Genomic DNA, 12,896 nt, shown 5'->3' on the forward strand with positions numbered 1-12,896 from the left:
AAGAAGGCACCAGCTTCTCTGAAGCAGAATTGAAAACTACCCTTTGTATGCACGAGTCACTCAGTTTCCGGTGGCAATGTCGGAGGGGTCCCACCCGTTCCCATCCCGAACACGGAAGTTAAGCCCTCCAGAGCCGATGGTACTCCGCGGGAAACCGCGCGGGAGAGTAGGTCGCTGCCGGATTTTTTTTGAAGGCCCCGAGTCCTCACAACACGTGAGAACTCGGGGCCTTCGCCTTTGCGGGCCCACGAGGCATGCGTCGCGTTCCGCACCGTGATGTCGGCGTACTCGCATTAGGGCGGGGAGCGCTGGGTCGGCACTTGGCTCGATCTGCGGACCCCATTGCTCCGCATGGTCGCACGAGGAGTTCGGACGCAGATGCTCGCTCTGACTTTGAGCGATTCTGCCCGCGCGAGGCACCGTCCGCCAGCTCCGCCTTTGATCAATTCCCTCTCGCCGATTTCGCGACCATGTTGGCCGCACCCGAGTTAGCACTACTGCGTCAGGGCCCGGACGGATGAACGGAAGAGCCCAGGGGCCCGCGAGATGAGTTCGGGCACCTCCGATGGCATGTGGGGCAGCGGGGCAGCCAGGAGGCAATCACCCGGGCGATGGCGAGCCGTGCGGTGATGACGCTGTCGTGGAAGTGGCGCTCAGGCCTGGAGCGGCTGCGCGTAGGCTTCATCCGCCCCTCTGGCCGAGGGGGGGAAATGCCGCACGCGTTCAGCAATGATGAACGCGTAGCAGCAAAGGGCCACGGAGACGTGGTGGTGCCAACCGGGAAAGCGACGGCCCTCGTAGTGGTCGAGTCCGAGCTCTCCCTTCAAGTCCTCGTAGACGCGCTCGGTTCTCCAGCGCTGCATGACGAGGCGGATGAGTTGCTTCTTGGTGATGCGGTCCGGCACGGAGATGAGGAAGTAGTTGGCCGGCTCGGGCTCGCCCTCGCGCCACTCGATGAGAAGCCAGAGGGGCTCTTGTTGGCCCTTGGGCACTCCCGCGGCGAAAACGCGACGCAGGGCAAAGCGCGCCGAGAGTTCCTCGCGGGTGCCGCTACGCCAGATGCAGCGTCGAAAGCCCCCACGCTCGTGGATGCTCAAAGCCATCTCTTTGACGCTCACCGCCTGGCCGTGAGGGCGCCCCTCGTTGTCGAGGAGGCAAATGGTTGTCTGCGGCTCTACCCCCACCGCATAGTGCAACCCCAAGGAGCGCACCTGCGCGCGGAAGTCACTGGAGGTTCCGTACGCGGAGTCCGCCAGGACGACTCCCTTGGAAACGCCGTCCGCCACGGCCCTCTCAATCATTTGCACAGCCAGCTGGGGTTTGGTCTTGAAGCCAATCCCTGGAGGGATTCGGGCCTCTTGGCGGCGAGTCGAGTCATTGGCCCAGGACTCGGGCAGGTACAGTTCAAAGTCGATGGGGAGGTGCTCGGTACGGGTGGCGACGCTGAGGCTGACGCCAATCTGGCAGTTGGTGATTTTTCCCGCCGAGCCGGTGTATTGCCGCTGCACTCCCACCGAATGCTTGCCCTGTTTGAGGAAGCCGGTGTCGTCGACAATCCAGGCTTCCACGGGCTCGCGTCGCGTCATGGCGGAAAGGGCATAGCGGGCAGCCTCCCGGCGTACATCCCGGTCGCTCCAGCGCGAGTCGACGGCGAAATGCAGCAGTCGCTGGTGCATCGCATCCGTCTTCGTGGGGTCAGGGCAGGCACGAGCCGCAATGGGTTCGATGCTCTTGCGCTCCCCATCTCCGAGCAGCCCCATGGCGTAAACAGCAAAGGAACTCCGGCGGCTCTCCTCTCCCAGGATGTCGCCAATCCTTCGGAAGTACTCCTCGAGCCGTTGAACCCCGCCAGCGTCCATGAAGGTGTCCATCGCCTGACTCACTGAATCGTGCTCCACCTCCCAAGTAGTACGCACGAGTCGACCTTTGACACCAAGCGACCGGCCAGCCGCTTCCTGGCTGCTCCGGTAGGGCTCCTCACGCTACTAACGCAGTAGTGGTAATCACCCTGCGGGCCCGGCCGGGACACACACAGCGCCATGTAATCCGCTGGCGTCAGCCGGAACAGCAGGTCCTCGGCGTTGGTGAACACCTCCGAGAGGTTCAGAGAGCTGGTCAGGGCCTCCGTCAGCTTGGAGATGAGTGTCCGTTCACGTGAGTCACGGCTCATGCGGTCGCTCCTCGGCGGGGAAGTGAAAGGGATGTCATGGTGACACAACCCATGGAGTCTTTCTTCCCGTACAAACCCCAACAAACGCTGTCACTACCACCTGAGTGGTATTGACAAGCCAGGTGGGAAAGAAGGCGCCACGGCGCCCGCTGGATTCACGTGGAGAACAGATGAAGCCACCGCCGCTGGCCGCTTCCACGCTCCCCGCGTCAGGCTCCGCCCAGGAGGAAGCCCATGAACGAGATGAGCTATCGGACGGCGCTGGTGACGGGAGCCTCCAGCGGCCTCGGACGCGGTCTGGCGCTGTGGTTGGGCAAGCGGGGCGTGAAGGTGTACGCCGCCGCCCGGCGCGGTTCCCACCTGGAGGCGCTCGCGCATGAAGCCAAGGCGGCCGGCGCCCACGTCGAGCCCGTGGAGTTGGATGTCTCCCACGCGGATGCCACGCTCGAGCGCATCCGCGCGCTGGATGACGCCTGTGGCGGCCTGGACCTGGTGGTGGCCAATGCCGGAGTGGGCGGGCAGACGAACGCCCGGGACTTCCCCTGGGAGCACGCGAAGCAGGTCATCGACGTGAACGTCACCGGGGCCGCCGCCACGCTGTCCGCGGTGCTGCCCCGCATGGTGGAGCGCGACCGCGGGCACCTGGTGGGCGTCTCCAGCCTCGCCAGTTGCCGGGGCCTTCCCCAGAACGCCGCCTACTCGGCCTCCAAGGCCTTCCTCAACACCTTCCTGGAAAGCCTGCGCGTGGACCTGCAGGGCACCCGGGTGCGCGTCACCTGCATCAAGCCCGGCTTCGTGAAGACCGAGATGACCGCCCGCATCCAGCACACCATGCCCTTCCTCCTGGAGGCGGACGCGGCCGTGGAGTTGATGGGACAGGCCATCCTTCGCGCCGAGGCCGAGTACGGTTTCCCCTGGCAGATGGCCAGCGCCGTCGGCGTGGCGAAGTGGGTGCCCAACCTCCTCTTCGATGCCGTCGCGAGCAAGGTGCTCTGAGCCTCGCGCGGATGATTCCTCTCACGCATCGTCCCGCCAGGGCAGCAGGCAGGAGGCATTTGCCGAGGAAGAGGCGGACCGTCACAAGCCATTTTACTCAACGTGGGCATCAGCCCATACAAACGGACCTCCAGGCGCAGGAGCCCTCACCTGGGGGGGAGAGGGGGGCGAGCCAACGAGAAATGACATGCAGGAACACGCGCATCAGGTGAATGGCAACTCTCACGAATCAAACGTGACGGAGGAGTGGGCCTCGCGGTGGCGGGCTCCCCTGACGGAAGGACTGGACTTGGCCCATGCGCAGATACTCGGCGGGGAGGTCTCCCAGGGCATGCGCACCCTGCTCTCGTCCCTGGGACATGCGCGCGCCACGCTCGTCCCCGAGGACTGGCGGCGCTTCTGCATCGAGACGTGCCGCCCCCACCCCGTTCATTCCCTCGTCCGTCAGGAGCCCTTCACCCGCCGGGGCTTCGAGAAGCCACGCCGGTACGCCGGTGATGCGGTGATGCTCGACTTCGTCTACGAGGATCTCGCCCCCGAGCGCCTCGGCACCACGGACACCGGAGTGGAGCTCAACCGGTTCTTGTGTGCGCAGAGGAGCACCGCCTCCCTCCGGGGGCGCAGGGACTATCTGGCGCGGTACATCGACCAGGTGTCGGCGGAGCGAGCCGATGCCCGGATCCTCTCCGTGGCGTGCGGCCACCTGCGGGAGTCCCGGCGCTCGCGGGCCGTGCAGCAGCGGCAGGTGAGCGAGTTCCTGGCGCTGGATCAGGATCTCCAGAGCCTGGGGGTGATCGACAGTGAGCTCGGATACCTGGGCGTCAAGCCGGTGGCCGGCTCCGTGAAGGACATCCTGCGCAACCAGTTGCGCTTCGAGGACATGGACCTCGTCTACGCGTCCGGGCTCTACGACTACCTCCCGCAGCCCGTCGCCATCCGCCTGACCGCCCAGCTCTTCTCCATGCTGCGCCCCGGCGGCCGGCTGCTCCTGGCCAACTACGCCGACCCGCACAAGGACTCCGCCTTCAAGGCATACATGGAGGCCTGCATGGATTGGTGGCTCATCTACCGCGACGAGTCCGAGGTGGCGGGATGGATGAGCGACATTCCCAGGAACCAGCTCCGCCGGCAGGCGCTCTTCCGGGACGAAACCGAGAACCTCATCTACCTCGAGCTCACCCGCCGCTGAACCCGCGCCCCGCCTATTCCCAGGAGAGCTCCAACTCCAGACTGAGCGGTCCCGTGGGCCGCGCATGTGCCTCCACGTTCTTCAAGCCCAACATGGCCCCGAGGGTGAGCGCTCCGCCCTCGTGATACGCGAGGGGCGTGAAGGTGCGTTGAACGGTGAGGACTCCTCGCTTGGGCCCCTTCCAGACCACCGTGGGCTCCGAGTAGACCATCGACACCTTGTAGAGCGCCTCCAGGGTCCGCACCAGGCGCATGGGGTCCGTCGAGGACACCAGTTGCGCGGACCTGCCCACCACGGACGTCATGTAGAGCTCCACGGTCCGCTTCGCGATGTACCGCAGGACCTCCGCGTAGCTCCCCTGGCTGCCGCCCAGCGACCCGGCCGCGGTGCCCAGCATCTGGAGGAGGGCGCTGGTGGGATAGTTGAAGAACTCCACGAACTCCGACTCCCCGCTCGCCTCCACGCAGCGCTTCACCATCTCCTCACCACCGAGTTCCCGGACGGACGCCAACGTGGCCAGGAACAGGATGCCGCGCGTGGTGTACTCCGGCGTCGCCAGGCGCAACCGGCTCTCCAGATCCTCCCGCGCATCATACGAGGGTCCCCGGCCCTCACCCGTCTCATCGCTCATTCGTCGGCCTCAAGCCTTCTCACAGGTCCCTCGCCGCCGGCCTGGGAGTCTACCCCTCGTGGCTACGACGGCCTGTCGCTCACACACTCCTTTGTCGGGCATTTGCAGATCTTCGGACCGCTCGGGTCGCTCAACGCCTCGCAGACATCGGCCCTCGGGGGGCAGTCCGTCAGGGTGGTACACAACTGCACGCACACCTTGTCCGTCGGATGGCAGAGCTCGGACTCGAGACAGTCCTCGGCCCCGGAGCACGTCAGGTCGTACCCTTCCGATCCACAGGCCGCCAGCACCATGCCCACCGCGACTGGCGCGATGAGCCTCCATGTCATTTCCCGAAGCCGCATTCCGGTGTCCTCCTGAGGGGGCCGAAGGAAAATCGGCCCCCCTACCGGGTGTCAACGTGGGCACGGAGGAGCCAGGCAAGCCAGCGGGACGGGAGTGCGCTAGAAGGCGGGCGACGCCATTCGTGGAGGAAGTACGCATGCGCCGTTCCGCCGTCCCGATGCTGCTCGCCGCACTCACCGTGCTGATGGCCGCTTGTGAAAAGAAGGCCCCTCCCGCGCCCGCTTCCCAGCCCGCCCCCTCGCCGGCCTCGGCCTCCACCGGGGCTCCTCCGGTGGACTCGGACACCATCCTCCTGGGCCAGGTGGGCAGCCTCACGGGCAGCGAGGCCACCTTCGGCGTCTCCGCGCGCAATGGCATCGCCATGGCCGTGGCGGAGGCCAATGCCGCGGGCGGGGTGAAGGGCAAGAAGCTGGAGGTGCGCGTCTACGACAGCCAGGGCAGGCCCGAGGAGGCCGCCCAGGCGGCCACGCGCCTCATCTCCCACGACAAGGTGTCCGTCATCCTCGGCGAGGCCGCCTCCACCAACTCCATGGCCATGGCGGAGAAGGCCCAGGCGGCCGGCGTGCCGATGATCACCCCCACCTCCACCAACCCCGCCGTCACCCGCAAGGGCGACTACATCTTCCGCGTCTGCTTCATCGATCCCTTCCAGGGCTTCGTGATGGCGAAGTTCGCCCGCGAGAACCTGAAGCTCAACCGGGTGGCCGTGCTGCAGGACAACAAGAGCGACTACTCGGTGGGGCTGACAGGCGTGTTCAGCCGGAAGTTCTCCGAGATGGGCGGCGCCATCGTCGCCAACGAGAGCTACTCCAAGGGCGATACGGACTTCCGCGCGCAGATCACCGCCTTCAAGCAGGCCCGGCCCGAGGCCCTCTTCGTGCCCGGCTACTACACCGACGTGGGCCTCATCGCCCGGCAGGCGCGCGAGCTGGGGCTCTCCGTGCCGCTGCTCGGCGGCGATGGCTGGGAGTCCGACAAGCTCTTCGAGCTGGGCGGCACCGCGCTCGAGGGCAGCTACTACTCCAACCACTACTCGGTGAATAACCCGGATGCGCGCGTGCAGGAGTTCATCGCGAAGTACAAGGCGGCCCACGGCGGCGCCTTGCCGGACAGCGTGGCCGCCCTGGCCTATGACGCCGCGAAGCTCGCCATCGACGCGATGAAGCGCGCGCCGGACCTGTCGCGCGCCTCCATCCGCGACGCCATCGCGGCCACCAAGGACTTCCCCGGCGTGGGTGGCACCATCAACCTCGACAAGAATCGCGACGCGGTGAAGGAGGCCGTGATTCTCCAGGTCGAGGGCGGGAAGACGAAGTTCGTCACCACCGTGAAGCCGTAACCGCCCTGGCGGCCCGGCTGACGGGCGGGCGGGCGCCTTCCCCCCCGCCCACGTCCGGGACCGGCTCCCGCTTGCCCCTGGCGCGCCCCGCCCCACCCTGACGGTATGGGGGTCCTCGCCCCCGGTTCCTTCCCTGGAGGCGGACGTGATCCACCACATCCTCGTCGCCATCGACGGCTCGCAGACCTCTCGCAAGGCCGCGCGCTTCGCTCATGACCTGGCTCAGCAGACGGGCTCGCGCATCACCCTCCTCTTCGTGCTCGAGCCCCCTCGCATGCTCTCCCTCGGCTTCCTGGACTCGGAGATCATCTCCGGGCCCCAGCGCTCCCCCGAGGAGTTGGACGCCGTCCGGCGCATGCTCGATGAAGTCGCCGCCGATCTCCCCAAGGCCCAGGTGGAGAAGGTCGTGGAGATCGGCCGCCCCGCCGATACCATCGTCTCCATGGCCGACAAGCTCGGCGCCGATCACATCGTCGTCGGCGCCCGCGGCCTCAATCCCGGCGGCAAGTGGTTACTCGGCTCCGTGAGCGACCGCGTCGTTCAGCACGCCGGACGGCCTGTCACCGTGGTGCACTGAGACGCGGTGATTCTCATTCGCTGACCCTCACCCCAACCCTCTCCCAAAGGGAGAGGGGGTTTACACGGGTTCAACCTGGGAGCCGGGTACCCTCACCCCGTCCCTCTCCCGGAGGGCGAGGGGAAGTAGGCTCCGGGGATGGTCCGGTTTCTTCTTCCGCTGTTCCTGGCCTCGGCCTGTGCGACGCCTCCTCGTCCCACGCCTCCCGCTCCTCCTCTTCCTCCCGTCGTCGCCGAGCCGCTTCGTCCTCTTCTACGGTTGTACCGGCTCCTTCCGGACGGCACTGCCTTCGACCTCGGGGCATTGCCCGCGGAATCCGGTTTCGCCAGGCCACCGGACGCCCGCATGTACGCCGTCCCCCTGGCTACCGTCCGCACCGAGGCGGAAGCCCTCGCGCTCGCATCGGTGCTGCGCGAGTACCAGGTCCCGGGTCTCTCCTTTGGCGAACAGGGACTCCCCACGCCCGCCCTGCTCGCCCGGCTCGTCGAGGGCACCCGCCTCACCACCCTGTACCTCTCGGATACGGCCCTTGGCGATGCGCATCTCGCTGCCCTCCGCGGCCTGGAGACGTTGACGTCGCTCCACCTCGAGCGCACCCGCGTGACCAACAAGGGACTCATCCACCTGGAAGGAAGGACAGGGCTCTCCGAGCTGCTGCTGAACGAGACCGCCGTGTCGCTCCGGGGCCTGCCGTCCCTCGCCAGCCTCACCGGGCTGCGCCGTCTCGGACTCGGAAGCACCGCCGTCGGACCTCCGGGACTCGACTTCCTCGCCCACCTTCCCCACCTGGAGTGGCTCGACCTCTCCGACACCATGTCCGATGACACCGTGCTCGCCCTGCTGCCCGGCTCGCACCTGCGCACGCTCATCCTCAGTGGAACCCCGGTCACCGACACGGGGCTCGCCGCCCTCCGCCACATGCCCCAACTGGTGGAGCTCGGCCTGGCGAGGACCGCCACTACCGACGCGGGGCTGGTCCATATCGCCGGGCTGCGAACCCTGGCGGCGCTCCACCTGGGCGGCACCCGGGTGTCGGACGCCGGGCTCGAGCACCTCGCCGGACTGGGCTCCCTGTCCGCCCTCGTGCTCAGCAAGACACGCGCCGGAGGCACCGGGCTCCGCTGGCTCTCCGGCCTCCAGAAGCTGGCGGTGCTCCAGCTCGAGGACTCGGCCCTCACCGATGCTGGTCTCCAGCACCTCATCTCCCTGCGCTCGCTGCGCGAGTTGGACCTGTCCCGCACCGCCGTCACCGCCACCGGGCTGCGCCTCGTCGGAGGTTTCGAGCGGCTGGAGTCCCTCGCCCTCTCCGGGCTCACGCTCGACGACGCCTCCCTGGAAGCACTCGAGCCCCTGCACTCCCTCGCCCGGCTCGACCTCAGCGCGACAACCCTCGGCGCCGAGGGCCCACGCCAGTTGGGTCCGCGCGAGGCCCTGCGTCACCTCGACCTGAGCCGCACCGGCATCACCGATGAGGGGCTCGCCACGCTGCGGCTCTTCCCGCGCCTCCAGTCCCTGCACCTCGTGAAGACGCAGGTGACGGACGCTGGGCTCCAGCACCTCACCGCGCTGACTGATCTGGAGACACTCTATGTCCGCTCCTCGCCCATCCAGGGGCCAGGGCTCTCGGCGCTCGAACGGCTGCCTCGCCTCACCGCCCTGGACCTCGGTGGCACGAAGGTCGAGGACTCGAGCGCTCCGCTGCTCACGAGGTTGAGCCAGCTCACCTGGCTCAGTCTGGCGAGCACCCGCATCACGGACGCGGGCCTCGCACACCTGCCCCATTCGCTTCGCACACTGTATTTGACGCGTGACACCGTAACGGACGCGGGAATGACGGCACTCCTCCAATTGCCGCGGCTGCGCGAGCTCGACCTGCGCGGCACGGGCGTGTCCGCCGAAACGCAGGCCCTGTTGGAGCGCGAGCACGGCGTGCGGCTCAAGCAACCCCAGCCCTGAGCGCACCGCGTCAATGCGCGGGACTCGTGCATGGGCCTGCACATGAGCGCCAAGTGCGCTTCGCATGGACCCGGAGTGAGTCCCCGCAACCCCCTGGAAGTCCGAGGCAGGACCGTCGGCACGCCAATGGCTAGGCTGTCCGCGCGTGAACATCACCTCAGGGGGCGACATGAAGATGAAGGGTCAGCGGACACGCGTCATCGGGGCAATCACCTGGCTGTTGGTCTCGGGATGTCAGACACCTGGAGCCGTGGGCGCGGGCTCCATGAGTGCCTCGGACTCAGGCTCGGGCGCCTCATCCAACGCGTCGAGCGACTCCAACTCGGGCAACTCGAGTGAGTCCAACTCGGGCAACTCGAGCGACTCCAACTCGGGCAACTCGAGTGAGTCCAACTCGGGTGACTCCAGTCAGTCCCAGTCCAGTGAGAGCTCGCAGGGGCCCTCGAGTGAGTCCAACTCGGGCAACTCGGGCGAGGGTGAAGCCAGTCAATCCCAATCCGGGGGGACCTCGGAGAACTCCCAGAGCAGCAGGGGCGGCAACGTCGTGTCCTTCAGTGTCGTGGGTGCCACCCTGGGCGGGCTGGGCCTCGCCTTCTGGATGATCATGAAGGCCCCGTCCGCTGGCCCCCCGCCTCCCGCGAACGTGGGCGAGGCCGCCCAGGCGTATCTGCGCGCACGCACCCATCAGCTGCGGGAGGACCTGGCGCTCGGAGCCGGCCCCAGCATCGAGGACCTCGCCGCCATGGCGCGCATCCGCCGCGAGAACCTCCGGGTCTTCGGCCGGGTGCTGCGCGAGCACCGGGGCGAGCTGCTCGCGCTCGCCGAGTCTTCCTCGCTCACGCCCGAGCGCGCCCTCGGATGGCTCGCGCGGGTGGGGCAGCTCGCTCGCACCGAGCAGCGGCTGGAGGAGGACCGGCTCGCGTTCCTCGCGGCCTACGGAGTCATGGAATGAGGACCCTGGTGGCGCTGGTGACCGGGCTCGTGGTGGCGCAACCCGCCGCCGCGCGGACACTGGCCGAGCGCGTCCGCACACTGGAGACGGAGCATGGACTGGTGCTGCGCGCTCCGGCCTCGGAGGTCGCGGCGCTCGTCACGGAGGTGGAGGCCGGGCTCACCGCGCTTCCCCCCGCGCTGCGCCGTCCTCCCGGCGGACCGCTGGAGCTGGTGCTGCACCCGGAACCGGCGCCGCTGGGCATGGGCAACGACTCCGAGCGCCGGCCGGACTGGAACGAGGACCGGCGCCAATTCCACCTCTATGACTTCGTTCCCACCCAGGAGCGGCGGGCCACGCTGCGCACGGCCCGCCTCACCGGCGCCGAGCTGGAGCGGTTGTGGCGCCGCCGCGCGGTGGTGCACGCGGTGATGCAACGCTGGGACGATGCGCGCCACTGGAGCCGCGCTCCAGGCTGGCGCCGTCTGTCCGGTTGGCTCGCCCCCTTCGATCGGCCGCTCACCCTGAGCGAGCAATCCCTCCTCTCCTATGCGGGAGCCTTCAGCCGGGCGCGCGGACAGAAGAGCGCGTCCCTGGACCTGGTCACCTTCGCCGAGGAGCTGTTCGTCCCGGCCGAGTCCCTGCGCGAGGAGGCCCTCCCGGTGGATGACCGGGTGTCCTGCCAGGAGCTCTCCAAGACGCGGGCCCTCGGGGAGCTGCTGGCCGCGCAGGGGCTCTGGACGCCGCCGCCCCGCGCGCCATGCCCCGCCTTCGACAGGTGGGCCAACGCCGGAGAGCTGTCACACTTCGAGCTGCTCATGGTGGCTTCCACGGGCCGGCAGCCCGAGTCCCTCTTCGGCCACCTGTTGATGCGGCCGGTGTGGCACGAGGGGGACATCCCGCGAGGGCCGGGCTTCGAGGCGGTGGTGCAGCCCGTGGCCCTGACGGGGGTGGAGACGGGAGGCCCGCGCTACATCGCCAAGGGGCTGGCCGGAGGCTTCTCGCTGGGCTTCCTCACCTCGACGATGGGGGACCTCGCGCACGAGACGCTGGAGTTGGAGCAGCGCACCATCCGCCGCTTCCGCCTGCGCCTCACCCCGAGCGAGCAGGTGCGGCTGCTGGAGCGCGTCTGGGAGATGGAACGGCGCGGCTACCTGCCCTACTACTTCCTGACCGACAACTGCGCGAGCGCGCTCGTCTTCCTCGTCAACGGCGCGCTGGAAGAGGGCCGCCGGGTGCGCTCGCCCGGCTCCCTCTGGGTGCTGCCCGGTGCCGTGCTGGATGCGTTCGCCCGGGTGGAGCTGCTGGAGCACATCCCGGACGACTTCGAGTCCACCGGCGAGCGGGCCCTGCGCGCCCACGAGTCCCGGGAGGAAGCACTCGAGGCCCTGGCCACGCGGGTGGGGCCCGAGGCGCACACGAAGCTGCGCCTGCTGCACCGGCGGCTCCAATCCCCCGAGCCGGAGAAGCGCCGCGACGCATGGTCCCGGGTGCCCGCGCTGGCCGAGGCCGTGCTCGCCTCCGCGCCGGAGCGGGAGCGCGAGTCCGTGCGCACGCTGCTGCATGCGTACCTCGCCTGGTCGGTGCGGGTGGAGCGCTCGGAAGTGGACCGGGCCGAGGACGAGCGGCTGAAGGTGGAGCGGGAGCTGCTGGTGAAGATCCACACGGCCGTGTCCACGCCCGAGGAAGACGTGCGCGAGCGCCAGCTCCTCTTCGAGCGGGAGGACGTGCTACAGCGCAAGCTCGCGACGCTCGATCGCATCACCCTGTTGCAGCAGGCGCTGGCCACCGCGGACAAGCGGGAGCCCACGGAAGAGGAGGCACGGATCCTCGCGCGGGCCGAGGCCATCGAGTCCACCTTCATCACCGCCACCGAGGTGCAGGGAGGACTTCAGACGGAGCTCTTCTCCGAGGTGGATCCCCTCGCCTTCCTGGAGAGGGATCGCGCGCGCAAGACGCGGGTGGAGCAGGAGCTTTCCTCACGCGCCCCGCGGAGCTCGGGCGCGGCGCGGACGGCGGTGATGGTGGGCATGGACCTGGCGCCCTCGGGACGGGTGCGGCCCGTGGTGGGGCTGCGGACAGCGGGCCTGAGCCAGGCCCTGGGCGAGTCGTACCTGCACGGCTACCGCTCCAGCAGCGAGCTGCGCGTGCTCGACGGTGAGATACGCCTGGAGCCCCGGCGGGGCCTGCCGCGCGTGTTGGACTCGCGGCTCACGCTCCTGGGCTACCGGACGTTGCTGCGCGAGCCACCCTGGCACCGGAGCACCCTGCTCGATGAGCTGGGCTGGGGCATGGAGGCCCAGCTCGAATCGAGGGAGCAAGGACAGACGCTGCCGCACCGGGCCACCGCCCAGGCCGAGGCGCTCCTCGTACTGGACGAGGGCCGCCACTTCGAGCACTACGCCGCGCTGGGCCTGGGTGCCCGGGCCGCGCTGCGCTGGGGGCGTGACGAGCTCGCGCCCGCCGTGGGTCCCCGGCTCTCCTTCTCGCAGCGCGTGGACCTGCCCGGCTCGCTGGCCAACGCGGTGCGCCTGGAGGCCGCCTGGTCCCCCACGTACACCCTGCACCGAGGACTGCGGCACGAGGCCGAGGCCTCGCTCCGGATGGACCTGCTCCTCGGACAATGGGGCCGCCGGGGTGTCCGGCTCTCTCCCCGGGCCCAGGTGCGCTGGGAAGGACAGCTCGACGCCCTGCCCTCGGGCCAGTTCGAACCCCGTCTGGACCTGGCCGTCGAGCTGATGTGACCCGAGCCCCGGGAAGGG

11 protein-coding genes and 1 rRNA gene are annotated in these 12,896 nt (G+C 68.6%); 8 read left to right on the forward strand and 4 right to left on the reverse strand.

Translation table 11 applies throughout. The annotated features are described in order from the left end of the window. The first annotated feature begins 66 nt into the window (after positions 1-66). A 5S ribosomal RNA gene (gene rrf, locus BO221_RS43585) occupies positions 67-183 on the forward strand. A 470-nt stretch (positions 184-653) separates the two neighbouring features. Here the strand turns inward: rrf and BO221_RS43590 are convergent. Next, the gene (locus BO221_RS43590; protein ID WP_233166195.1) at positions 654-1,871 is read right to left on the reverse strand and encodes an IS701 family transposase; all 1,218 of its coding nucleotides are present in this window, start codon (positions 1,869-1,871) and stop codon (positions 654-656) included. 8 nt (positions 1,872-1,879) lie between these two features. Further along, positions 1,880-2,170: a hypothetical protein gene (locus BO221_RS43595; protein WP_073566848.1), complete on the reverse strand. Its 291-nt coding sequence runs from the start codon at positions 2,168-2,170 to the stop codon at positions 1,880-1,882. 234 nt (positions 2,171-2,404) lie between these two features. Here BO221_RS43595 and BO221_RS43600 point away from each other — a divergent pair, with 234 nt between their 5' ends. Then, entirely contained in the window at positions 2,405-3,166 is a 762-nt protein-coding gene (locus tag BO221_RS43600; RefSeq protein WP_073566849.1) for an SDR family NAD(P)-dependent oxidoreductase, read from the forward strand. Positions 3,167-3,497: 331 nt separating this feature from the next. Then, positions 3,498-4,355, forward strand: coding sequence for a class I SAM-dependent methyltransferase (locus tag BO221_RS54410; RefSeq protein WP_143196029.1), 858 nt, complete (start codon positions 3,498-3,500; stop codon positions 4,353-4,355). 13 nt (positions 4,356-4,368) lie between these two features. On the opposite strand, the gene BO221_RS43610 is transcribed toward BO221_RS54410, so the two are convergent. Both BO221_RS43610 and BO221_RS43615 read right to left on the reverse strand, forming a co-directional pair. After that, positions 4,369-4,986 (reverse strand): TIGR02265 family protein, encoded by a 618-nt coding sequence (locus BO221_RS43610; protein ID WP_073566851.1) that lies wholly within the window; start codon positions 4,984-4,986, stop codon positions 4,369-4,371. Positions 4,987-5,048: 62 nt separating this feature from the next. After that, on the reverse strand, positions 5,049-5,330 hold the full coding sequence (locus BO221_RS43615; protein ID WP_073566852.1) for a hypothetical protein: 282 nt from the start codon (positions 5,328-5,330) through the stop codon (positions 5,049-5,051). Between the two features lie 137 nt (positions 5,331-5,467). On the opposite strand from BO221_RS43615, the gene BO221_RS43620 reads away from it, so the two are divergent. The 5 genes from BO221_RS43620 (at position 5,468) to BO221_RS43640 (ending at position 12,878) form a co-directional block, all read left to right on the forward strand. After that, positions 5,468-6,670 carry an ABC transporter substrate-binding protein gene (locus BO221_RS43620; protein ID WP_073566853.1) on the forward strand — a complete coding sequence of 401 codons (1,203 nt, stop codon included), beginning with the start codon at positions 5,468-5,470 and terminating at the stop codon, positions 6,668-6,670. A gap of 145 nt (positions 6,671-6,815) precedes the next feature. Beyond that, the gene (locus BO221_RS43625) at positions 6,816-7,247 is read left to right on the forward strand and encodes a universal stress protein (protein ID WP_073566854.1); all 432 of its coding nucleotides are present in this window, start codon (positions 6,816-6,818) and stop codon (positions 7,245-7,247) included. 138 nt (positions 7,248-7,385) lie between these two features. After that, positions 7,386-9,203, forward strand: coding sequence for a hypothetical protein (locus tag BO221_RS43630; protein WP_073566855.1), 1,818 nt, complete (start codon positions 7,386-7,388; stop codon positions 9,201-9,203). 169 nt (positions 9,204-9,372) lie between these two features. Next, complete coding sequence (locus BO221_RS54415) at positions 9,373-10,155, forward strand: hypothetical protein (RefSeq protein WP_143196030.1); 783 nt, start codon at positions 9,373-9,375, stop codon at positions 10,153-10,155. Continuing rightward, positions 10,152-12,878 (forward strand): DUF4105 domain-containing protein, encoded by a 2,727-nt coding sequence (locus BO221_RS43640; RefSeq protein ID WP_073566856.1) that lies wholly within the window; start codon positions 10,152-10,154, stop codon positions 12,876-12,878. The genes BO221_RS54415 and BO221_RS43640 overlap by 4 nt, the downstream gene beginning before the upstream one ends. Positions 12,879-12,896 lie beyond the last annotated feature (18 nt).

The sequence above is a fragment of the Archangium sp. Cb G35 genome (assembly GCF_001896145.1).
Lineage (GTDB): Bacteria > Myxococcota > Myxococcia > Myxococcales > Myxococcaceae > Archangium > Archangium violaceum.

What these genes read in the sequence shown, in the direction of transcription:
- BO221_RS43590 (WP_233166195.1), bottom strand. Translation starts at nt 1,871, where the DNA reads ATGGACACCTTCATGGACGCTGGCGGGGTTCAACGGCTCGAGGAGTAC.
- BO221_RS43595 (WP_073566848.1), bottom strand. Translation starts at nt 2,170, where the DNA reads ATGAGCCGTGACTCACGTGAACGGACACTCATCTCCAAGCTGACGGAG.
- BO221_RS43600 (WP_073566849.1), top strand. Translation starts at nt 2,405, where the DNA reads ATGAACGAGATGAGCTATCGGACGGCGCTGGTGACGGGAGCCTCCAGC.
- BO221_RS54410 (WP_143196029.1), top strand. Translation starts at nt 3,498, where the DNA reads ATGCGCACCCTGCTCTCGTCCCTGGGACATGCGCGCGCCACGCTCGTC.
- BO221_RS43610 (WP_073566851.1), bottom strand. Translation starts at nt 4,986, where the DNA reads ATGAGCGATGAGACGGGTGAGGGCCGGGGACCCTCGTATGATGCGCGG.
- BO221_RS43615 (WP_073566852.1), bottom strand. Translation starts at nt 5,330, where the DNA reads ATGCGGCTTCGGGAAATGACATGGAGGCTCATCGCGCCAGTCGCGGTG.
- BO221_RS43620 (WP_073566853.1), top strand. Translation starts at nt 5,468, where the DNA reads ATGCGCCGTTCCGCCGTCCCGATGCTGCTCGCCGCACTCACCGTGCTG.
- BO221_RS43630 (WP_073566855.1), top strand. Translation starts at nt 7,386, where the DNA reads ATGGTCCGGTTTCTTCTTCCGCTGTTCCTGGCCTCGGCCTGTGCGACG.
- BO221_RS54415 (WP_143196030.1), top strand. Translation starts at nt 9,373, where the DNA reads ATGAAGATGAAGGGTCAGCGGACACGCGTCATCGGGGCAATCACCTGG.
- BO221_RS43640 (WP_073566856.1), top strand. Translation starts at nt 10,152, where the DNA reads ATGAGGACCCTGGTGGCGCTGGTGACCGGGCTCGTGGTGGCGCAACCC.